At 38.1% G+C, this 22696-nt stretch carries 19 protein-coding genes and 2 tRNA genes; 1 reads left to right on the forward strand and 20 read right to left on the reverse strand.

The window, feature by feature from the left end; all coding sequences use genetic code 11:
• Positions 1-13: 13 nt before the first annotated feature.
• From OZX59_RS04155 to pth, 14 genes are all read right to left on the reverse strand, one after another.
• Complete coding sequence (locus OZX59_RS04155) at positions 14-2518, reverse strand: ATP-dependent Clp protease ATP-binding subunit (RefSeq protein WP_277126883.1); 2505 nt, start codon at positions 2516-2518, stop codon at positions 14-16.
• Between the two features lie 157 nt (positions 2519-2675).
• Positions 2676-2749 (reverse strand) — tRNA-Pro (locus OZX59_RS04160).
• Positions 2750-2792: 43 nt separating this feature from the next.
• Positions 2793-2864 (reverse strand) — tRNA-Gly (locus tag OZX59_RS04165).
• 114 nt (positions 2865-2978) lie between these two features.
• Positions 2979-4523 carry a lysine--tRNA ligase gene (lysS, locus tag OZX59_RS04170; RefSeq protein ID WP_277126884.1) on the reverse strand — a complete coding sequence of 515 codons (1545 nt, stop codon included), beginning with the start codon at positions 4521-4523 and terminating at the stop codon, positions 2979-2981.
• The gene (dusB, locus tag OZX59_RS04175; protein WP_277126885.1) at positions 4524-5561 is read right to left on the reverse strand and encodes a tRNA dihydrouridine synthase DusB; all 1038 of its coding nucleotides are present in this window, start codon (positions 5559-5561) and stop codon (positions 4524-4526) included. It lies immediately after the preceding gene.
• A gap of 88 nt (positions 5562-5649) precedes the next feature.
• Positions 5650-6276 carry a histidine phosphatase family protein gene (locus OZX59_RS04180; RefSeq protein WP_277126886.1) on the reverse strand — a complete coding sequence of 209 codons (627 nt, stop codon included), beginning with the start codon at positions 6274-6276 and terminating at the stop codon, positions 5650-5652.
• 96 nt (positions 6277-6372) lie between these two features.
• Positions 6373-7251, reverse strand: coding sequence for an Hsp33 family molecular chaperone HslO (hslO, locus tag OZX59_RS04185; RefSeq protein WP_277126887.1), 879 nt, complete (start codon positions 7249-7251; stop codon positions 6373-6375).
• Positions 7252-7298: 47 nt separating this feature from the next.
• Complete coding sequence (gene ftsH, locus OZX59_RS04190) at positions 7299-9455, reverse strand: ATP-dependent zinc metalloprotease FtsH (protein WP_277126888.1); 2157 nt, start codon at positions 9453-9455, stop codon at positions 7299-7301.
• A 73-nt stretch (positions 9456-9528) separates the two neighbouring features.
• A complete protein-coding gene (tilS, locus tag OZX59_RS04195; RefSeq protein WP_277126889.1) occupies positions 9529-10797 on the reverse strand; it encodes a tRNA lysidine(34) synthetase TilS in 1269 nt (422 codons plus the stop codon).
• Complete coding sequence (locus OZX59_RS04200) at positions 10787-11155, reverse strand: S1 RNA-binding domain-containing protein (protein WP_277126984.1); 369 nt, start codon at positions 11153-11155, stop codon at positions 10787-10789. The genes tilS and OZX59_RS04200 overlap by 11 nt, the downstream gene beginning before the upstream one ends.
• A complete protein-coding gene (locus OZX59_RS04205) occupies positions 11152-11529 on the reverse strand; it encodes a septum formation initiator family protein (protein ID WP_277126890.1) in 378 nt (125 codons plus the stop codon). Before OZX59_RS04205 ends, OZX59_RS04200 begins: the two co-directional genes overlap by 4 nt.
• Positions 11530-11606: 77 nt before the next feature.
• The gene (locus OZX59_RS04210; protein ID WP_277126891.1) at positions 11607-11849 is read right to left on the reverse strand and encodes an RNA-binding S4 domain-containing protein; all 243 of its coding nucleotides are present in this window, start codon (positions 11847-11849) and stop codon (positions 11607-11609) included.
• A gap of 13 nt (positions 11850-11862) precedes the next feature.
• Positions 11863-15354: a transcription-repair coupling factor gene (gene mfd / locus OZX59_RS04215; protein WP_277126892.1), complete on the reverse strand. Its 3492-nt coding sequence runs from the start codon at positions 15352-15354 to the stop codon at positions 11863-11865.
• 1 nt (position 15355) lies between these two features.
• A complete protein-coding gene (gene pth / locus OZX59_RS04220) occupies positions 15356-15922 on the reverse strand; it encodes an aminoacyl-tRNA hydrolase (RefSeq protein WP_277126893.1) in 567 nt (188 codons plus the stop codon).
• 216 nt (positions 15923-16138) lie between these two features.
• Between pth and cbpA the strand changes: the two genes are divergently transcribed.
• On the forward strand, positions 16139-16840 hold the full coding sequence (cbpA, locus tag OZX59_RS04225; RefSeq protein WP_277126894.1) for a cyclic di-AMP binding protein CbpA: 702 nt from the start codon (positions 16139-16141) through the stop codon (positions 16838-16840).
• 54 nt (positions 16841-16894) lie between these two features.
• Here the strand turns inward: cbpA and alr are convergent, their stop codons facing one another.
• The 6 genes from alr to OZX59_RS04255 all read right to left on the reverse strand — a co-directional run bounded on the left by alr (position 16895) and on the right by OZX59_RS04255 (position 22693).
• Positions 16895-18028, reverse strand: coding sequence for an alanine racemase (gene alr / locus OZX59_RS04230; RefSeq protein ID WP_277126895.1), 1134 nt, complete (start codon positions 18026-18028; stop codon positions 16895-16897).
• Positions 18028-18381: a holo-ACP synthase gene (acpS, locus tag OZX59_RS04235; protein ID WP_277126896.1), complete on the reverse strand. Its 354-nt coding sequence runs from the start codon at positions 18379-18381 to the stop codon at positions 18028-18030. The genes alr and acpS overlap by 1 nt, the downstream gene beginning before the upstream one ends.
• 74 nt (positions 18382-18455) lie before the next feature.
• Positions 18456-19973 (reverse strand): DEAD/DEAH box helicase, encoded by a 1518-nt coding sequence (locus OZX59_RS04240; protein ID WP_277126897.1) that lies wholly within the window; start codon positions 19971-19973, stop codon positions 18456-18458.
• A 10-nt stretch (positions 19974-19983) separates the two neighbouring features.
• Positions 19984-21351 carry a UDP-N-acetylmuramoyl-tripeptide--D-alanyl-D-alanine ligase gene (gene murF, locus OZX59_RS04245; protein WP_277126898.1) on the reverse strand — a complete coding sequence of 456 codons (1368 nt, stop codon included), beginning with the start codon at positions 21349-21351 and terminating at the stop codon, positions 19984-19986.
• A 127-nt stretch (positions 21352-21478) separates the two neighbouring features.
• On the reverse strand, positions 21479-21739 hold the full coding sequence (locus tag OZX59_RS04250; protein WP_277126899.1) for a type B 50S ribosomal protein L31: 261 nt from the start codon (positions 21737-21739) through the stop codon (positions 21479-21481).
• A gap of 108 nt (positions 21740-21847) precedes the next feature.
• Positions 21848-22693: a transporter substrate-binding domain-containing protein gene (locus OZX59_RS04255; RefSeq protein WP_277126985.1), complete on the reverse strand. Its 846-nt coding sequence runs from the start codon at positions 22691-22693 to the stop codon at positions 21848-21850.
• Positions 22694-22696 lie beyond the last annotated feature (3 nt).

The following is a 22696-nucleotide window of genomic DNA, read 5'->3' on the forward strand; positions in this document are numbered from 1 at the left end:
TACACTTCATTTGTCAATTAACTAAGCTTGATTTACTAGCACTATTGCCAGCTTTAACTACAGCAAATTTCAATTTTTGATGACTGCTGCCAATCTTTAATAAATCTCCCGACTGCAGATCACCAGCAATCAGCAGTGAAGCAATTTTGTCCTCAATATCAGTTTGAATAGCTCTACGCAGAGGTCTAGCTCCCCACTGCGGACTATAACCATCCTTAGCAATTTTGTCTAATGCAGCTGGTGACAGTTTCAACTGAATTCCTTGCTTTTGCATGCGAGTAACTAATCTTTGAACTAGCAAAGTTACAATTTGCCGTAATTGCTTTTGATCAAGCTCATCAAAAATGATAGTTTCATCAATCCGATTCAAAAATTCTGGTCTAAAGAATTGTTTTAGAGCTCGATCAATGCGCTCTTTTTGTTGCTTTGCCTGACTAGTTTCATTAGCCGCAAAACCTACTTGTTTGGTTTCAAACAAAGAACGTGAACCCAAATTAGAAGTCATGATAATAATTGTATTGCGGAAATCAATTTTTCGACCCTTAGAGTCCGTTAAAAAGCCGTCATCTAATACTTGTAATAGCAGATTAAACACATCAGGATGCGCCTTTTCTACCTCATCTAGCAAAATCACTGAATATGGGTGGCGGCGTACCCTCTCAGATAACTGACCACCTTCATCATAGCCAACATAACCTGGTGCAGAACCAATCAATTTACTACTGGCAACCTGATCCATATATTCTGACATATCAATTCTAATTAAATTATTCTCAGAATCAAAAACTGTTTCAGCAATCGCTTTGGCAAGTTCCGTCTTACCTACACCTGTTGGTCCTAAGAACAAAAACGAGCCAATTGGGCGATTTTCATCCTTGATACCACTACGACTACGCCTAATTGCACGACTGACTGCCTTAACTCCTTGATCCTGACCAACAATCCGTTTGTGAAGCTCATGCTCTAGATCGGCTAATCGTTTGGTTTCGCTTTGAGTCATTTGAGTGGCTGGTACGCCAGTCAAAGCAGAAACTACTTGGGCAACATCTTTAGGTAAAACAGTATCCTGCCCCGAAACACCTTGTTCCAACTTAGCATTCAATTGAGCTTTACGATTTTGTAAAGCATTCTGCTTTTCTTGTAAAGTAGCTGCTTGGACAAAATTCTGATTAATTGCGGCCTGATTTTTTTCATCAGTAATAGTTGCAATTTGCTTGGTCAGTTGCAATAACTGATTGCTAGGTTGATTAGGCTGATGTGCAATCTTAACTGCCGCACTAGCTTCATCAATTAAATCAATCGCTTTATCTGGTAGATACCGATTAGAAATATACCGAGTAGCCAAGTCAACCGCACTAGCTAATGCTGCATCTGCAATTTTAACGTGATGAAATTTTTCATACTTAGGCTTTAAACCTTGCAAAATTGCCAAAGTTTCAGCTCGTGATGGTTCGTCTAGGCGAACCTGCTGAAACCGTCTCGCCAACGCTTGATCTTTTTCGATATACTTTTGATATTCGTTATAAGTAGTAGCACCAATCATTTGAATATCGCCACGAGCAAGTGACGGTTTCAATATATTAGACGCATCAATTGATCCTTCTGCACCGCCAGCTCCAACTATCATATGTAATTCATCAATAAAGAGAATAATTTTGCCATCACGCTTGATTTCTTTGAGAATATTTTTTAAACGTTCCTCAAATTCACCACGATATTTGGTACCGGCAACTAATCCCCCCAAGTCTAATGAGATTACTCGTTTATTAAGTAAGTCAGCTGGCACTTTTTTATTGACAATCGCAGTTGCAATTGCTTCAGCAACCGCAGTTTTACCCACACCTGGCTCACCAATCAAAACCGGATTATTTTTAGTTCGCCGTGACAAAACCTCAATTACCCGACTTACTTCTTGCTCGCGTCCAATTACGGGATCAATTTGATTATTTTTAGCCTGTTCATTAAGGTCTACTGAAACTTGATCCAAAGTCTTAGTCAAACTTTTAGCCTTATTTCTTCCAGGATTTGTCGGTTTAGCATCAATCAAATCATCGTAATCTTGATAATTCTGATTATCAGGAGGAGTAATCGCCAATGCTTTTTTGACATTAAGTCCTAATTCATGAATATCAACATTTAAATTACGTAAAATAACAGCGGATAAAATTTGCTCACTAGAAATCAAGCCTATTAGCAGAAATCTTGAATTAACTTCGTCATACCCCATATGAACAGCCATATTTTTAGAATAAGTCAATGCCATACCTAAACGGGGAGAAATTTCCATGTAAGATGTTTTAGCTGCAGAGCCGTACCCTGTATATCGTTCAATTTCTTCACTGACTGCCTTAGGAGTAACGCCCCATGAACGCAAATCTTTCCCAGCTTCGCCATCAGATTCAATCACCATCGCCAATAATAAATGTTCAGTTCCAATCAGTCGATGATGAAATTTTTGCGCTTGTTCACGTGCAATTTCCATAATTTGATTTGCACTTTTGCTATAAGAAGTTTCCATCGATAGCACCACCTTTTAATAACGTAATATTTGCCTTAATTGCCTTATGATTTTTTGTCAAAAACGTTGTTACCATTATACCAAAGACCTTTAAGCCACGCTAATATTCTGGTTTTTACAAGCAACAAAAAAACTGCCCATTCTCGGACAGTTGGTATCGGGAAAACAGGATTCGAACCTGCGACCTCTACGTCCCGAACGTAGCGCTCTACCAAGCTGAGCTATTTCCCGTTTAATAAAAAGACTCACCGAGATCGGTGAGTCAATCATATTAAGCGGAAGACGGGATTCGAACCCGCGACCCCCACCATGGCAAGGTGATGTTCTACCACTGAACTACTTCCGCAAGACATATTTTATTATAGCAAACTATTTTAATTTTGCAAACTATTTTTGAAAGAAAAAGAGAGATTCCGTTAACAGAATCTCTTTTTGACTAATTATATTGCTTACAATAAGTTTATTCTTGCTTTTGTTTAGCTAAATCAGCTTGTAACTCACGTTCAATTTCTTCATCTTTTTCAGGACGCATCGTTGGGAAGAGTAAAACATCCCGAATTGCTGGCGCATCAGTTAGAAGCATCACTAACCGATCAATCCCGATACCTAAACCACCTGTTGGCGGCATACCATATTCCATGGCCCGCAAATAATCCTCATCGATCATATCGGCTTCATCATTACCAGCCTCACGTTCAGCCATTTGAGCTTCAAAACGTGCCCGTTGATCATCTGGATCGTTTAGTTCAGAAAAAGCATTACCATATTCTTCACCTAAGATATAAATCTCAAATCGGTCAGTAAATCTTGGATCATCAGCATTTTTCTTAGCTAAAGGCGAAATTTCAACTGGATGTCCGTATACAAAAGTTGGATCAACAATTGTTTCTTCACAGTATTTTTCAAAGAAAGCGTTGATAATATGACCTACTTGCCAAAAACTTTCAACCTTAATGCCATGATCTTCAGCAAGTTTAGTTGCTGTTTCTAGTGACATCTTTTCCCAGAAATCAATTCCTGTCTTCTCTTTGATTAGATCAACCATATGAACCCGTCTAAATGGTTTACCTAAATCAATATCAGTACCTTGGTAATTAACCTTACCATCATTGCTAACAACTTTAGCAGCAGCGCGGATAATACCCTCTGCTTCATTCATTACGTCATGGAAGTCCCAATATGCAGCATAAGTTTCTAATTCAGTAAATTCTGGATTGTGATGTGTATCAATTCCTTCATTACGGAAAACCCGGCCAATTTCATATACCCGCTCCATATCACCCACAATTAGTCGCTTAAGTGGCAACTCAAGAGCAATCCGCATATACAAATCAATATCTAAAGCATTGTGGTGCGAAATAAATGGACGCGCTTCTGCACCACCCGGAATATTATGCAAAACTGGTGTTTCGACTTCTAGAAAATCTTGCTTATTTAAATAATCACGAATTGCTTGAATAATCTTACTTCTATTAGCAAAACGCTTACGACTTTCATCATTAGTAATTAGGTCAAGATACCGTTGCCGATAAATCTGTTCAACATCCTTAAGACCATGGTATTTTTCAGGTAATGGACGCAATGCTTTCGATAAAAAAGTAACGTGAGTAGCTCTAATCGTTAACTCACCAGTATCAGTCTTCATGACTTCGCCATCAATACCTAAAAAGTCACCAATATCTGCCTTCTTGAAGATTTGATAATTTTCTTCCCCAACGATATCTTTACGCACATAAATTTGAACTTTTCCCGTACGATCATATAGATCAGCAAAGCCGACTTTACCCTTGCCACGCTTAGCACGCATCCGACCAGCTACTTTGGTCTTAGGCATATCATTGTTCAATTCATCTTTATCTTCTTGACCGTATTTTTCGTTTAAAGTACTTGCCAAATCTTGACGATCAAATCTTCTTTGTCCAAATGGTTCAATTCCCTTGTCCCGCAATTCTGTCATCTTTTGGCGACGAACTACAAGTTGGTCATTCATTTCATTTTTTGCCAATTATTTTTCCTCCATTACTAGTTTAGTTTTAACATTTTTAGCTTTCATTGCCTGTCGCTTTTCATATTCAGCAACAAAATTATCAAGTAAATCATAAACTTCCTGAGCAGTCCAAACCTCATTTATCTTAGCGCGAGTTCTGGCTGAACGCGGGATTCCTTTTAAATAGTAGGCTGCTTGCTGACGAAACTCAGGAACAGCTATCCGCTCACCCTTTAAGTCAACTAATGCCTGCAGTTGGTGTTTAGCCGTAGCAACCTTTTCAGCTACTGTTTGCGGAATTAACTTTTCACCAGTATCAAGATAGTGAACCATATCTTTGATAATCCATGGATTACCAAGAGCAGCTCGGCCAACCATTACCGCAGTTGAACCAATTTCTTTTAGGGCTTTTTGAGCTAATTCTGGAGTAGTGATATCTCCATTAGCAACAAATGGTACATCAAGAACCTTAGCTACTTCATGTAACGTTTCCCAGTCTGCTTGTCCTTGATACATTTGCTTACGTGTACGACCATGCATCGCGATCATACTGGCACCTGCCTCTTGAGCAGCCAATGCATTTTCAACCGCAAAAATATGCTTACGATCCCACCCAATTCGCATTTTAACGCTGACAGGTTTAGAAACATTCTGAACGACAGTATGCACCATTTGATAAATCTTGTTTGAATCAAGCAACCACTTCGAACCTGCATCAGTTTTAGTAATCTTGGGCACAGGACAACCTAAGTTAATATCAATAATATCAGCAGCAGTGTGTTGATCAATATATTGCGCCGCCTGCAATAGAGTCTGCTCAGTACCACCAAAAATTTGAATACTCATTGGATGTTCACGCGGATCAACCTTGATCATCGACATCGTCTTTTTATTTCGGTAAATAATTCCATGATCAGAAATCATTTCGCAAACTACCATTCCGGCACCAAATTCTTTACAAATCATCCGAAAGGCAGAATTTGAAACTCCTGCCATTGGTGCGACAACAACGCGATTAGGAATAGTAATATCGCGAATTTTCCAGCTATTATCCACTAAATCATCCTTTCAAATACCCTAACATCATACCAAATCCTGCTTGATTAACAAAACTTCTTAATCAAAAAGCGGATAAATTGAACTCTTATTTTTCAATAAAAAATTTACCAGGAGCAACACGGTTATAATAACGCAAAAAAGTTTTTTTAGTCCGATCATCAACAGAAAAGTTAATCACACCAGCATTCTGTACTTCACCAATTAATGTAATGTCAGGTACTTTTAAAACATTCTGCACTAGCGAACGAGAAGCGGTCCCATGAAAGACCACCAAGACAGATTCATCTTCATGCTTTTGCACTAACTCATTCCAAAATTCCATTAGTCGTGCAGCCAAGTGTTCATAGCTTTCACCATGACAATAATCACTATAATTTTTCTTAAAATAACCTAGCTCATCAAAGACTTGTGGATAATTAACACGGACTTCGGCACTAATTTTGCCATCCCAATCACCATAATCCATTTCCTTAAGCCGGTCATCAGTAATAATTTCCCGTTTACCTTGGGTTAAAATTTCTGCTGTTTGCTTGGCCCGAGTTAATGGACTAGCATAAACACAATCAATTTTATTAATATCAAAGCTATTATGTAAAGTTTCTACTTGTTTAATTCCCGTTTCATTTAGAGGTAAGTTAGTTCCTGAACCATTGATGGCGCCAGTTTTATTGGTATCTGTTTGACCATGACGCACAACATACACGTTTAGCATTTTTGCACTCCTTTTCAAATTTCTTTAACTTCTCCATTATAAACAAGATTATTACTTACTGCACCCTGATTTTTAACTTAATCTGATTAAAAAATACTAGTTAAGTTTTTGATCCAAAATATTTTGTAATTGTTCTTGAGTAAATTGATACTGCTGCGAGCAAAAATTACAAGTCAATTCAGCCCCATGATCTTCGGTAATCATCGCTTTTAGTTCAGACGACTTGAGTGTTCTTAATAGTTCAGTATACTTTTTTCTTGAGCAATCACATTTGAAAGCAACCTCATCTTTAGTCAAAATTTTGCAGTCAGTTCCCAAAATCTTGCGAGCTAAATCCTCAGGGGTCATGCCAGCCAAAAAAGAAGTCGATAATGCCGGCAACTCATTAATTCGATTAATTGTCTGATCAATTAGGCTATCACTAGCTCCCGGCAATGCTTGCAATATAAAGCCACCAGCTTCACCAATTGTATTGTTAGGATTTACAAATACTGACAAACCAACTGCAGATGGAATTTGCTCTGATTTAGTTAAATAATAAGCAACATCCTCAGCAATTTCTCCAGACACGATTGGAACCTCACCTGTATAAGGTTCTTTCAATCCCAAATCTTTAGTTACTTGCAGCCAACCTGATCCAACTGCACTTTTAACATCAATGTGCCCAGCCTTTTTCGATGGTAAAGCAATATGGGGATTTTTGACATAGCCTTTGACTGTCAGGTTTGATTGAGCAGTGACAACTGTCGCTCCCACAGGCCCATCTCCTAAAAGTCGCAAAGTCAGTTCTTCTTTGTCACTCAATTCGGCTCCAGCTAGCAAAACACCAGCAATAAGTGTTCTACCTAAAACAGCCGAAGAAGCTGACCAAGTATCCTGCCTAGTCTGAGCCTCTTGTACTAGGTCTTTAGCCGTAATCGTCAACAACCGCAAATTTTTAGTTTTATCTAATGCCTTAATTAAATAGTCACTCATTAATATTCTCCTAAAAAAATAGAGCCCTTTACCAGGCCCTATTTATATTAATCTTGTTTTTGATCATCCGTTGGATGGTCATCGTTATTAGCTTCAGACTGTAATGACGATGCAGGTGCCGTGTCAGACTTGGTTGTCTGTTCACTGTCCTTTTGTTCAGCATTAGTTTGAACTTCATCATCTGCTTGTGTCTTGTCTGCAACTTGTGCCTTTAAACTTTCCTTTTTCTCAGCTGCAGCCTTAGCTTCTTCATAAGTAGAAGCCTTTGACTCACTAGGAAATTGTTCAGTTTTTTCTGGCATTTTACCAGTTTCATACAAGGACATAATTTGTTTTTCGTCTAAAGTTTCATATTTTAGCAAAGCTTCGGCAATAATACGATGCTTTTCGCGATTGTTCTTAACAACTTCAACCGCTTTTGCATGAGCCTCATCTAGTAATTGCTTCACTGCTTCATCAATTTTAGCTGAAGTAGCTTCACTGTATGGCTTCATTCCATAAGGATTGGTTTCGCCCTCTTTTTCAAGTTCAACCATTCCTAAAGACTCGGTCATCCCATAATTAACAACCATACTGTGAGCAATTTGCGTAGCCTGCTCAAAGTCATTAGAAGCTCCAGTTGATTGATCACCAACTACAACTTCTTCACCAGCACGACCACCCATCAGACCAACTAATTGCTCCATTAACTGCTTCTTAGTTAACAAGAATTGGTCATCTTTGGGTAGCATCAAATTGTAACCACCAGTACGACCATGAGGTACAATTGTTACCTTGCGCACTGTTCTTGAATCACTTAATACCAACCCACAAATAGAGTGTCCAGCTTCATGGAACGCCACGCGCTGACGTTCTTTCTTAGAAATAAGACTGTTCTTTTTAGCTGGTCCAGCAATTACACGATCCTCTGCTTCATCAAGGTCAAGAGCAGTAATTTCACCACCATTACGACGTGCTGCTAGCAAAGCTGCTTCATTTAATAAGTTGGCCAAATCTGCCCCAACAAAACCAGGAGTTTGTCGTGCGATTTCTTTCAAATCAACATCGTCAGCCAATGGCATATTTTTGGCATGAACTCGTAAAATAGCTTCACGTCCGCGCACATCAGGAGTCCCAACTAATACCTTACGGTCAAAACGTCCTGGACGAAGTAAAGCTGGATCCAAAACATCTGAACGGTTAGTCGCAGCGATCACAATTACTCCCTCGTTGCCTTGGAATCCATCCATTTCAACTAGTAATTGATTTAATGTTTGTTCACGTTCATCGTTACCGCCGCCACTGGCACTACTACCACGGCTACGCCCAATTGCATCGATTTCATCGATAAAGATAATACTTGGTGCATTCTTTTTAGCATTAGTAAACAGATCACGCACCCTACTAGCACCAACACCAACGAACATTTCAACAAAGTCTGAACCAGAAATCGAGAAGAATGGTACATTGGCTTCACCAGCAACTGCCCTAGCAAGTAAAGTCTTACCTGTACCCGGAGGACCCTCAAGTAAGACACCAGAAGGAATTTTGGCTCCTAATTTAGTAAATTTAGCTGGATTCTTCAAAAATTCAACTACTTCTACTAATTCTTGCTTTTCTTCCTCCTCACCTGCAACATCCGAGAAACGAACTTTATTTTTCTTCGGATCCTCAGGTTTAACATGTGAACGACCAAAGTTCATAATGCCGCCATTGCCGCCGCGGCCACTACCGCCGCCACTTTGGCTAACCATCATCCAGAGCATCACGATAAAGAGAATAGTTGGTACCAGCATCACAATGGTTGATAGCCAACTACCTGACTGGGATTCCCCTTGGGTCGTCATCTTGGTATTACTCTTTTGTGCCAAATCTTGCACATTAGCCACACTTGAATCATTTTGCAACATCGTAGTTGAAAAGCGTTTTACCTGTGAGCCAGAATTACCATTTAAGAAGTCAAAACTATTTTTTGTTTGTCCCTTAGTTTCTTGAGCATTTTTATAGCTCCCCGAAACGGTATAAACACCGTTAGCAGGCTGAACATTAAAGTTTTTAACTTTGCCCTGACGCAAGTCCTTAACAAATTCTGAGTAACTAATATTTTCACTGCCACCTGATTTGTCTGATCCACCAAGTGCCCAGTTAATGCCACCCAATAATAAAAGGAAGACAACAATATAGAACAAGCCGTTCGAAAACAGCCGATTCCGGTTATTTTTCATAAAAAGCCTCCGCAAAGTTTATAGAAATATACGAATAAAAGTTTAACACAAATTTCACTAATGCTCTAATATTTTAAATTTTTTTACCATTTTTTTGATATACATAATAATTAATCATATTTTGATTGCATTCCTGATTACGGTATGTTTGCTCAATAAAAACTGGTTCCCCATCAGCATAAATCGTTAAGCAGTATGGCCGAAGCACGTTAGGAATCCCTTTTTGGGCAAACTTTTTCTTACTTTTAACATGCTGACCGTTTCGTAATCTTAACTTAGTTCCAGCTGCAAGTGATCCAGCATAAAAAGTTACCTGATCTGGAGCCAAAAAGCAATCTAATAGAGGGAAAGCTCTCAGCTCTTTAGTAACCAAAAATTGACGATCCAAAAAGTTAAAAACATGATTTAAGCTAATTGCATTAATTTCCACAGGCTGTGGCAAGTTATCTTTAACCAAATAAAAATAATCTTGATAATTAATCAATTTAAAGTTAGCCAAGTTTTCGTTTACTCGCCTTTGAAACGTCTGCCAAATAAAATTCTGCCAATAACTAGTTTGCTCAGATACAGATAAAGTGCTAAGTACTTTACTAGGCAAACGATAGGAACAACCCAAAAATTCTTGGGGCTTAGGAAGATGCTCAAAATTGCGTTCAGTAATTTTACTCAATACTTCCATTTGTCTGCTAAAGCGTACCGCATTCGTACCAACTTGCGCATTTTCTTGTTTTAACAGTGGGATGATGTGATGACGAATCCGATTTCGTAAAACATCGTCCTCATCATTAGTTATATCTTTTACAAAAGTAATTTTTTTATCTTGGACATAATCTAATAATTGTCCTTTTTTCACAGTCAATAAGGGCCTTAATAAAGTAATTTCTTCCCTTTTAGTAACTGCCTTTAAACTATTCATTTCATTAGGATTACCTGAACGAATAAACTTCAAGATAATATTTTCTAGCAGATCATCATTATGATGAGCAGTTAATAGATAGTCGCCATGCTCCTGACGCATTACCTTTAGTAAAAAGTCATAACGATACTGACGTGCCGCAGCTTCAATCCCAACTTTAGGATGAGCAGACTTAGGCCAATAACCATTAACTTGCTTAATTGGTTTATCTTGGCAATATTCAGCAATGATTCTTGCTTCTTGCAGTGAATCTTTTCGCAACTGGTGATCTAAATGAGCGGCGATTAACTGCAGTTGATAGCGTTCCTGAATTGTATTTAATAAATCTAGTAAAGCCATAGAATCGGGGCCACCACTGACGGCTACAACTAAAGTTTTACCAGTTAACGCCAAATGGTTTTGTTTAAAAAATGCATCAATCTGCATACTTCACCAAATTCGCTGTTAATTTTACAGTTTCACTTTTAGCAGCACTGAGTGTCTCAGTCAAAACAGTCTGAAAATCTGCTGGCTTAGTAGACGAAAATGGATTAGTTGGATCAAGCAATTCAGGATCATTAACCCGCATTTTAGATAATGCTAGCTTACCATGGTGATTATGTAACACAACCACTCGAATTGTTTGCCCAACTTGATAATTATGACTTTCACGCAGCCAATTATTACCAAAGTCACTATGATGAATCAACCCAGTTTGATGATCAGCTATAGTGATAAAAATCCCTAGTTTAGTAATATTATTAATCTTGCCAGTAAGTCTTTGTCCCACTTGATATTTCATTATTTATTGCTTTTTCCATCTGGAATATTATAAATCGTTTCATTTGGCTTGGAATACAAAAATTTGAATCGCACCAATTTCGCTACATAATCTGGGTCTTTTAGGTCATCACGTTTAGTCGATAGTGCCCGTTTCTCATGATTAATTTGCTTTAAAGACTTTTTAGTAGTTTCAACTTGCTGATTGATTCTAACCGTTTTAGCATGAGTAATTGCTATCTGCACACCTAAAACCAAGAATAGAATTGCAAAAATGGCCGCAATCCGATTCCGCCGATTACGATGAACTTCTTTTGCTCTTTTTTCTTGTTGACGCTTTAAACGCGCTGCTCGCTCTTGTGGGCTGAGTGAATTATAAATACGTGGTCCCTTCATCATGATTATCCTCTATCACTAAAACAATTTAATTCATTATAGCAAGGCCAACTATAAAAGTCATTAAGTCTAGCTACTAATTAATCTAGCAATTCATATAATTCACTTGCTTCAGCTTTTTTAGTAGTTTCCCTAATTGCACACACTTTAGCCTTAACTTGTCTTGAACCATAGCCAACTTCAATTATGTCACCTATTTGGACATCGTAACTTGATTTAACAACTCGATCATTAACCTTAATTCTTCCTTGATCGGCCATTTCTTTAGCAATGGGTCTTCTCTTAACTAACCGAGAAACCTTTAAAAATTTATCAATTCTCATTTTAAACCTCACTTTATCTTTGAATAATATCACTTGCTGCCGTTAAAAACGTTGTCAACTCATTAACTAACAAGCGATCATTACACTTTGCTGGTAATTCAAGTAAAACTAACAGTGATTTTTGCGGATCCAATGTGATTTTTGCTTTAAGTGAAACATGTTCAAGTGCCTTAAACACATTAGGTCCCTCAAGCTGGCGACTTGCAGATTCAGTAAATTTAACCTGAACTTTCAAATCAGTACGGCTAATACTTACCACCTGAGCTAAATCTGCCATAATTTTTAAACTCGAGATTGCCAATAAATTCTCAACTGGCACCGGATAATCGCCAAAACGATCTATCAATTCATCTTGAATTTGAATCAGCTCATCAGAATCAGCAGCTTTGATTTTTTTATAAAATTCAATTTTTTCTTCCTGATCACCGATATAAGTATCTGGAATATACGCTTCCAATCCCAAATCAAGCTCAGCATTGGTTTTCTTAACAACCTTCTTACCCTTACGTTGCTTGATTGCATCACCTAACATCTGAGAATACAAATCATAACCAACGCTATCAATAAAGCCATGCTGCTGAGCACCTAGCATGTTCCCGGCACCGCGAATTGACAAGTCTCGCATAGCAATCTTAAACCCTGACCCTAACTCAGTAAAATCTCTGATGGCATCAAGCCGTTTTTCACCAATTTCAGTCAAAACTTTATTAGGCTGATATAAGAAATAAGCATACGCTAATCGTGCACTACGACCAATTCGGCCCCGCAATTGGTAAAGCTGACTTAATCCATAACGATCCGCATCTTCAATAATCATTGTATTCACATTCGGCATGTCAATGCCTGTTTCAATAATCGTAGTCGTTACCAAAATATCAAACTCACGATTTAAAAATCGATATAAGGTATCTTCCATTTGGGTTTGACTCATTCGACCATGAACGCTGGCAATTCTGGCCGTTGGAATCAAGTCCTGCAATTGATTGACTACCTCATCAATATCGCCAATTCGATTATGCAGATAAAAAACTTGTCCCTGCCGCTGCATTTCTCGCAAACATGCATCTTTAACTACACTAGGGAGCTGTTCCATAACATAGGTTTGGATCGGATAACGATTTGAGGGTGGAGTTTCCATTACCGACAAATCCCGCACACCAACCATTGACATGTGCAGCGTACGCGGAATTGGCGTTGCGGTTAAAGTAAGTACATCAATATTAGCTTTTAATTCTTTTAACTTTTCTTTATGTTTAACCCCAAACCGCTGTTCTTCATCGACAATTAGTAAACCTAGATTTTTAAAATGAACGTCTTGTGAAAGTAAACGATGCGTGCCTACAACTAAATCAATTTTACCAGTTTTTAACCCAGCAATAATTTTTTTAGATTCAGCAGGAGTTTGAAAGCGTGACAACATGGCAAAGTTGACTGGAAAGTCCTTAAAGCGATCCTGGATAGTTTCATAATGCTGCTGAGCCAAAATTGTGGTTGGCACTAAAAAGGCAACTTGTTTATTATTTTCAATTGCCTTAAAGGCTGCTCTTAAAGCCACCTCAGTTTTACCAAAACCAACATCACCTACTAATAACCGATCCATCGGCTTAGACTGTTCCATGTCATGTTTAATTTCCTTAATTGATCGTAATTGATCAGGGGTTTCAACATAAGGAAAAGCCGCTTCAAATTTATCTTGTAATTCATCGTCCTTTGCAAAAGCAAAACCTGTTTCAGACTCACGTTTAGCATACAAATCAATTAAATCATCGGCAATATCTTCAACTTTAGCTTGAACTTTGCGCTTAGTCTTAGCCCATTCGCTGCCACCAAGTTTGCTAATATGGGGATGCTTGCCTTCGGAAGTAACATATTTTTGAACTAGGCTAAGCTGATCAGCTGGCACAAATAATTGATCACCTTTTTGATAAGTAATCGTAATATAGTCACGCTTGACGCCATTATTTTCTAGGGTCTGAATCCCCTCAAAACGACCAATCCCGTGATTAACATGAACCACATAGTCTCCCGGTTTTAATTCAGTATAATTACGTAATCTTTGGGCATTCTCGAGTGTGGGGATCCGCTTTTTATGATGAGTTGTCTTGTTAAATAACTCATGCTCAGTTAAATAAATTAGATTGCTGGTAGGTAAATTAAAGCCGCTGCCAAAACCACCAACTGTAATTTGGGTTTGCCCTAAAATTAAGTCTTCTGGTGCAACAATTGGTGCAGCTACATCAAAATCTGCCAAAGTCTGACTAATCTGATTAGCTCGTTTTTCATTGTCAGCTTGTAAAATCACAGTTTGTCCACTTTTTTGGTAAGATTCAAGTTCAGTCTTAAGCAAAGGCATTTGACTAAAAAACTGTTCTGGCTCACGGGTTTTCCAATCAAACAATTGACCTAGTCTAATTCGCCCCATGCTGCGCTGAAATAGTGAAAAATATATGCGATGATGAACATCTTTTGTCCATAATTCGTTAAAATTAGCACGCAACTCTTGGCCAGGAAGCATACCTCCAGTTTTTAACTCATCATCAATAAAGCCAGCATTCTGTTGATCAACCGTTTTAATTGCTTGATCAATCAACGGCCAATCATCGACCAAAATCTGACCTTCCTTTGCCAAATAATCTAACAAGCTACTAGACTCTTCAAGCAAAAAATCAATTAAAAAAGCATAATTTTGTGGTAATGTTTGATTCTTTAACTCATCAAGAGTTTGAGCAAAGTGTTCTTTAATTGCCGCTTCAGAAGCTGGTGCCGACTCCATAGCTGCCAAGATTGCGTCTGCTGCACGCGTAAAATCTTCGGTCGTAAAAATTCGATCCTGCGCCGCACCAATTACCACTTGCTCCAATGTTTTTTGACTGCGTTGGGTTGCTAGATCAAATACTTTAATCGTATCAATTTCGTCACCAAAGAATTCCATTCGGATTGGATTTTCTTGATCAAGTGGATAAATGTCAAGAATATCTCCTCTTAATGCAAATTCACCCGGTTTAGCAACCAAATTTTCTCTAATATAACCAGAATTTACCAACCAGTTAGTCAAATTAGTCAAGTCAGCTTCTACACCTGGAGCAAACTCGCGCCTAGCATTAGCAAAATCCTCTGGTACTGATAGCTGATATTGCAAACCCTGCGGTGTAGTGACGACTATTCCCAGCTTTTTACTCAACAAAAAATTAAGCGCCTGAATCCGATCGCTTAACTCGTCAGGCGAACTGACCGCTGTCTGTGTAGCAATAGTAGCATCAACTGGAAAATTATAAACTGTATTATTCGGCAAAATCGCACTTAACTCACTAAATAGCTTTTGCGCCTTATTTTCATTTTCTTCAATCAAGATTAAGGGTTGCTGCAACTGCTGCAGCAATTCTACTAGCAGCAAACTAAAGGCACCAGCATTAGCCCCAGTTAACAGCGAATTTTTTACTTTAGTTGTTTTAGCAATAAAATTTGTTAAACTTTGATCTTGTTCCAGTATATTTGTTAAACGCATATTAATTATATTTATTCATCAAAAATTGACTACTTTTACCCGCAATAAAATCAGCAATAATCTCACTGCTCGTAGCGAATGCAGCAGTCATTTGAGTTTGTTGCTGACTAGTAAATGGTGACAAAACCCAAGAAATAACGCTTTCCTTAGTAGCGTTATCTGGATGACGAATACCAATTTTTAGCCGATTAAAATCACTACTACCCAAATCACTAATAATGCTTTTGATACCGTTATGACCACCAGACTTGCCGTTAGCCCGAATCCTAATTTTGCCAAGCGCCATGTCCATATCATCATGAATGATTAAAATATCTTGCGAGGCAACTTTAAAAAAATGGGCTACCTGGGCAACTGAACGTCCAGAATCATTCATGTAGGTTTGTGGTTCAAGTAAAATAACATCTTCGCCAGCTATTTTCTGTTTAGTGTATTTCCCTTCAAACTTTTCACGTTCTAATTGTAAAGCATTATTATTTAAATAATAATCAAGTGCCATAAAACCGGTATTATGCTTTGTTCCATCATATTTTTTCCCTGGATTACCCAAGCCTGCAATAATTTTCATTAAAAAATCCCCTTATTTTTTATCGTATTAATGATAGCATACTTATCGACATTTGATTTTGAAATTGCTATCCTTTAACTTTTAGTCATAACTAACTATTTAGTTAGATTCCGACATAAAGTCCAACTTTAATATATTTTTATTTTAATATTTGTTTAATCGCAAAGCTTTCTATGCTATAATTACTTAGATTATTTTTTCAATGGAGGTAATTTCGTGCTTATTAAATCCTTGGTTATCAAAAAAGATTACCTAACAACTGTTAATGAACATGCTACGCTTGAAGAAGCGCTAAAAATTCTTGAAGATTCCGGTTTTCGGTGTGTGCCAATTTTAGATGATACTGGAACAATCTTTCGTGGTAACATTTACAAAATGCATATTTATCGCCATAAATCACAGGGCAAGGATATGAGTTTACCAGTTACCGAATTACTCAAAAATGCTACTAAAACTATTAAAGTCAATTCACCATTTTTTAAAGTTTTCTTCACAATCAGGGACTTACCTTACATCTCAGTTTTAGATGAGAGCGGTAAATTCTATGGTATCTTAACCCACTCACGTTTATTAGACATGCTATCAGATGCATGGAATATTAAAACTGGATCCTATGTTTTTACGGTCTTAACCAATAATGACCGTGGCAACTTGGTCAAAATGACAAAAATTATCAGTAAATATTCAAGTATTGCAGGAACCATGAGTTTAGACGCTGCTTCTGCAGAAAAAGGCAACCCAGTTCGCCGTATTTTGTTCACTTTACCCGCTGATGTTAAAGAAGACACTTTAAGAGAAATCGTCAAACGCCTTGAACATAAGGGTTACGTTGTAGCTGAAATCGAAGATTTACAAGCCGGCATGACAATTATGAGCGATGAAAACCCCGGTATTTATTTAACTGATGATCAGAATTAATGAAGCTTAATTTCAAGATTAAAGCGTTGCTAACAATATGTTAACAACGCTTTTTTAGTCGTCTAGATAATATGTTCTTGGCAAACGCTGCGACAATGCACACGCAACCTCATAATGAATAGTCCCTAAATAATCAGCTGCGCGCTTCAAACTATTAGGAGCTTTGGGATCTTTTGATAACAAAATTACCTGGCTACCAACTGGCATTTCATGTGGCAAACGCACCATTAACTGATCCATGCAAACTCGACCAACAATCGGACAATAAGCGTCTCCAACCTGAATCTTAAATCCTTGAAACTTACGATTAAAACCATCAGCATATCCAATCGGGACAGTCCCAATAATTTGATCAGTCTCTGCTACATATGTTGAGCCATAACTAATTCCTTGACCTTGATGAACTGTGTGAACTTGGACAAGTTCGCTCTCAAATGATAATGCAGGTTTTAACTTTATTTCACTAGCTATATCCGGACTAGTAGGATTAGATGAAGGGTTTAAACCATACATTCCTATCCCAAATCTGACAATATCACTCTTAACCTGCTTATCAAAAATACTAGTCGCAGTATTAGCAACATGAATCCACTTAGGCTTAACTTTTAGCAGATTTTTAAAATGGGTAAAAGATTGCACCTGCTTATCAAAATAAGCACTATCTGCACTATCGGCTGAAGCAAAGTGAGTATACATTCCTTCAACAGTGAAATATTTATTGGTTAGTAAAAAGTCATTAGCAGCCACAAATTCTTCATCTGTATTAAAGCCGATACGTCCCATACCAGAATCAATCGCTAAATGAATTTTTAATTGCAAATCTGTCCTGGCCAACCTAATCGCTGCTTGTTTTAACCAATCAAGATCCGGGACAGTTAACGAAATGCTATTGGCTGCTGCCAATTCGACGTACTGAGGTGACGTTACTCCCAAAACTAAAATTGGTAATACAATCCCCGCACGACGCAATTCTAAAGCTTCATCCAAAATTGCTACACAAAAGCCGCTTACTCCAGCATTGACAGCTGTTTGAGCTACCCTAACAGCGCCATGACCATATGCATCTGCTTTAACTACCGCAAATAACTTCTGTCCCGGTGCCAAATGCCGCATTTCTTGTTCAAGATTTTGTTTGATTGCCCCTAAGTCGACTCGGACTACCGCTGGGCGATGAATTCCTACTACCATTATTTCTCCAACACAACTAACGTAACAATTTCATGATTATCATGACTAATACTCGGAAAAATTTTCCCAGCAAACTTATTCGAAGTAGTAACAGGGTGGCCCAAATCATCCCAGAGTGTTTCTACATCCTGCAAGCCAACATGCTTTCCCAATCCCGTTCCTAATGCCTTAGAAAAAGACTCTTTGATTGAAAATCGTCCACCTAAATATTCAACTTTTCTTTTGCCATGTAGCCTTTGATACTGCGTAAATTCATCAGCAGTCAATACTTTTTGGGCAAAATTGTCGCCTTTAGCAACAATTTTTGCTACACGTGCTACCTCAATTACATCTATTCCAACGCCATAAATCATTATATTACCTCAATGAACAAATTATCATATAAAAAAAGAGTTGTATAGTAAAGACAACTCTTTTTGTAAATTTATTAATCTTTTTTATTTTTAATCACAAAGTTGTGACCACCGTGATGGCCACCACTATGACGATTGCGATCACCGCCGCGATAATTACCACGACTCCGATTCCGATCACCACTTCCACGGTAATTGCCATGACCGCCGCGTGAACGTCCACCGCGTCCGTGACCGCCGTTACCACCACGATGGCCACCTCTGCCACCACGATAAGGCAAAGGTTTTTCTGAACTAATTTTAACTTCAACATCAGATGAATCTTTTGATAAATTCTTCAAAAATGCTGAAACCAAATCAACAGCAGAATAATTATCTAATAACTCACTAGCATCCTTAGTATACTTTGATAAATCATCCTTCATCAAATCTGTTACTTTAGACTTAGCCACCTTTAATTGACCCTGTAAAGCCTGGTCATCAGTTGGTGGCATTAACGGTGTCATCTTTTTCTTGGTTAACTGCTCGATTGTCTTCATATAACCAATTTCATTTGGTGTAACAAAAGTAATTGAGTTACCGTTTTGTCCTGCACGACCAGTACGACCAATACGGTGAACATAAGAATCAGGATCTTGTGGAATATCGTAATTGTAAACGTGCGTTACACCAGAAATATCTAGTCCACGTGCCGCAACATCAGTTGCCACTAAAATATCTAATTTACCAGCTCGGAATTTCTTTAAAACGCTCATTCTCCGTGCTTGAGTCAAATCACCATGAATACCAGCAGCATTATAACCACGTGCCTGCAATCCGCGAGTCACTTCATCAACGCGACGCTTAGTCCTTACAAAGACAACCGCTAAATCCGGACTTTCGACATCGAACAGGCGACACATAATATCAAATTTTTCAGAGTCTTTTGACCGGACAAAATATTGATCAATCAAATCAGCAGTTAATTCCTTAGCCTTGATTCTAACGATTTCTGGATCCGTCATAAACTTTTCACTAATTCGCAAAATCGGCTTAGGCATAGTAGCACTGAATAGTAAGGTTTGCTTACGATTCTTGACATAACCAAGAATGCTTTCAATATCTTGGATAAAGCCCATATCAAGCATTTCATCAGCTTCGTCAAGCACAATCGTGCTAACATCTTCAAGACTAATAGTCTTGCGCTTTAAATGATCAAGCAACCGCCCTGGTGTTCCCACCAAGATTGCTGGTACATGGCTCTTGAGTGAACGAATTTGGCGACCGATATCTGCCCCACCATAAACAACTTGCACACGTGCATTTTCATCACGGCCTAAACGGAAAAGTTCTTCTTGTGTTTGAATTGCTAATTCACGCGTGGGTTCGATTATCAAAGCCTGAATTGTCTTATGTTGTTTTTCCAGGTTTTGTAAAATCGGTAAAGCAAAAGCAGCAGTTTTACCAGTACCAGTTTGAGCTTGACCAATTACATCCTTACCTGCTAATGCAAGTGGAATAGTCTGCTCCTGAATTGGTGTTGCTTCCTCAAAGCCCGAACGTTTAATTGCCTTCAGCAATTCATCATTTAATCCTAATTCCGAAAATTTCACTAAATTCTCCTTATCTAAGCCGCTCTAATACTTTTTCAAGGTGCATTCCATGCGACCCCTTTAAAACGACAATGTCATGCGGCTTAATATCGCTTTTTAGATCAGCAACCATGTGTTGCATCTGATCTTCTTTATAATAATGTAAATATTCTGGCGCGTACTTATCTTTTAGCGCAGTTGCAAGATAACCCATTTGCGTGCCAAATAAATATACTTCGTTAATCACTCTGGGGTCAAGACTATCGGCCAGGTCAGCATGCAAAGCAGCTGAGTTTTCTCCTAATTCAAGCATATCACCTAAAACAGCAATTCGCCGGCTACCAACTGGTACTTGAATTTGACCAAAACTAGTCAATACAGCTCGAACAGCAGTTGGATTGGAGTTATAGACATCACTCATAATGTCTTCGCCTACGTCGCCTTTTTCCCACTCCATCCGATTAGCAGTAGGAGTAAAACTAGCTAACGCCGTTGCAATCTCTTCATCACTTTCACCAAAATGACGACCAACACAAAGCGCTGCAACAGCATTCGCCACATTGTGCTTACCAATCATTGGAATGGTGAATTGATGCTCAGAATCATTTACGTTAAAGCTAGCATGGTGCTTATAAGTTCTAAAACTAGTTGCAAAAACCGTATCATCCTTATTAAAACCAAAAGTTACTTGTTCTTGCCCAACATGCTCACTGCGCTGGCGCAACAATGGTTCATCCCCATTATAGATGAGTACGCCATCTTCACGCAAGAAATCAGTAATCTCCATTTTAGCGTCTGCAATTTTTGCCCTAGAACCTAAAAATTCAATGTGAGCTTCACCAATCATGGTAATAACTGTCACATCGGGATGCGTTAATTCGCTTAAGTGATGTAGTTGACCAGCGTGATCCATACCCATTTCCAAGACTAAAATTTCAGTATTAGGCTTCATTTCTAAAATGGTCATTGGTACGCCAATCTCATTATTGAAATTACCCTCAGTTTTATGGACGTTAAATCTTTTAGCTAAAACCGCAGCCGTCATATCTTTGGTGGTTGTCTTACCATTTGATCCTGTAATACCAATAACGGTTGGATTAACCTTTTCTAGATAATATTGCGCTAACTTTTGCATACTCAATAACGGATCGTCAACCTCAATAACTGCTATTTTATCAGGTTTATTGGGATGACCTTTTTGCCATAAAGTAGCAACTGCCCCATTATTAATCGCGCTATTAATGAAGTCATGACCGTCTCTTTGCCCTTCAAGTGGAACAAATAAACCACCAGCTGCAATTTTTCTTGAGTCAAAAGCAACAGAAGTAACAATAATTTGTTCGTCGCCTTCACAAGTTGCATTTATTGCCTTGGCAATTTCTGCCAGTTGCATTTTCATTTGAGTTTTCTCCTGTAAAAAGAAATTTCACATAGCAATCATTACACTTATTCTTGACTTAGTATAACAATTAAGTTTCACATAAAAAAGCAGTCCCAATGGGACTGCTTGCACCAGATCAAAGGTATTACTTGCTGCTTGTATTGAAGTCCTTGCCGTATTTCTTGTTGAACTTCTCAATTCGACCATCTGCTTGAGCAAACTTCTGCTTGCCTGTGTAGAATGGATGTGAATCAGAAGTAATTTCAACCCGAACTAATGGGTAAGTCTTACCTTCGTAATCAACTGTTTCATCTGGTTTTAAAGTTGAACCTGCAAGGAACTTAGCACCTGTAGCTGAGTCCATGAAGACAACTTCTTGATAATCTGGATGAATGCCTTGTTTCATGTTTATTACTCCTTTGCCATGACTCTATCTCAAGTCATAGATTAATCGATTAACGTTAACTACCTTAACATTTTTAGAAGCAAATTTCAAGATTTATTATATTTTTCATTAGTCTAGGACAATATCACTAGGCTTTACTTCTTTACCAAAATAAGGTTTTAACTCTTGATTATAGTCATTAATAAAGAATTGCCGTTTGTTTAACTTAGCTAGATCCTTATTTACCCAATTTAACAACGACTTATTACCCTTTTTAACCGCTGGTGAAATAAATTGCTGTGGCCCAATATTCTTAATGCCAACTGTATAATTTGGATTATGCTTTACCCAAGCATATAAATAAGAATTGTCGTCAGCCAAAGCAGCTGCACGTTTATTCTTGATTGCATTAAACTGTTGTGTCTTAGAATCAAACTTCAGCAAGTCAACGCCTTTTTGTTTAGTGAAGTAATTTTCAGCAGTTGTACCTTTGGTTACAATTAAGTTCTTACCTTTTAATTGGCTAGCCTTAGTCACTGGATTTTTCTTAGGTGAAATAACCCCGACTGATACTTTCATATAAGGCTTAGCAAAATCCACAACTTCTTTACGTTCAGGTGTAACTGTAAAGTTAGCCAAGACTAGATCTGCCTTATTAGCATTCAGCGTATCTACTCGGTTATTAGCATTGACTTGAACAAACTTGACTTTAACACCCATATCTTTAGCTAATTGGCGAGCTAAACGGACATCATAGCCAACCCGTTTGCCATGATCATTAACCCAACCATAGGGCGGCAAATCGCCAAAGACAGCTACTTTTAATGTTCCGCGTTTTTTAATTGCACTCACACTGCTATCATTAGCAGCAGAATTATTGCTACTAGATGACTTAATTCCGAAAAAGGCAGCAATTGCAATCACAACTACTACCAAAACACCAATCACAATATTTCTAGTCTTATGTGTCTTCATCAT

The sequence above is a fragment of the Lactobacillus sp. ESL0681 genome (assembly GCF_029392835.1).
Classification (GTDB): domain Bacteria; phylum Bacillota; class Bacilli; order Lactobacillales; family Lactobacillaceae; genus Lactobacillus.

Bases quoted from the DNA above. Each gene is read 5' to 3' on its own strand.
- OZX59_RS04155 (WP_277126883.1), bottom strand. From the start codon at position 2,518: ATGGAAACTTCTTATAGCAAAAGTGCAAATCAAATTATGGAAATTGCA.
- OZX59_RS04180 (WP_277126886.1), bottom strand. From the start codon at position 6,276: ATGCTAAACGTGTATGTTGTGCGTCATGGTCAAACAGATACCAATAAA.
- hslO (WP_277126887.1), bottom strand. From the start codon at position 7,251: ATGAGTGACTATTTAATTAAGGCATTAGATAAAACTAAAAATTTGCGG.
- ftsH (WP_277126888.1), bottom strand. From the start codon at position 9,455: ATGAAAAATAACCGGAATCGGCTGTTTTCGAACGGCTTGTTCTATATT.
- tilS (WP_277126889.1), bottom strand. From the start codon at position 10,797: ATGCAGATTGATGCATTTTTTAAACAAAACCATTTGGCGTTAACTGGT.
- OZX59_RS04205 (WP_277126890.1), bottom strand. From the start codon at position 11,529: ATGATGAAGGGACCACGTATTTATAATTCACTCAGCCCACAAGAGCGA.
- OZX59_RS04210 (WP_277126891.1), bottom strand. From the start codon at position 11,849: ATGAGAATTGATAAATTTTTAAAGGTTTCTCGGTTAGTTAAGAGAAGA.
- mfd (WP_277126892.1), bottom strand. From the start codon at position 15,354: ATGCGTTTAACAAATATACTGGAACAAGATCAAAGTTTAACAAATTTT.
- pth (WP_277126893.1), bottom strand. From the start codon at position 15,922: ATGAAAATTATTGCAGGCTTGGGTAATCCAGGGAAAAAATATGATGGA.
- alr (WP_277126895.1), bottom strand. From the start codon at position 18,028: ATGGTAGTAGGAATTCATCGCCCAGCGGTAGTCCGAGTCGACTTAGGG.
- acpS (WP_277126896.1), bottom strand. From the start codon at position 18,381: ATGATTTATGGCGTTGGAATAGATGTAATTGAGGTAGCACGTGTAGCA.
- murF (WP_277126898.1), bottom strand. From the start codon at position 21,351: ATGAAAATGCAACTGGCAGAAATTGCCAAGGCAATAAATGCAACTTGT.
- OZX59_RS04250 (WP_277126899.1), bottom strand. From the start codon at position 21,739: ATGAAACAAGGCATTCATCCAGATTATCAAGAAGTTGTCTTCATGGAC.
- OZX59_RS04255 (WP_277126985.1), bottom strand. From the start codon at position 22,693: ATGAAGACACATAAGACTAGAAATATTGTGATTGGTGTTTTGGTAGTA.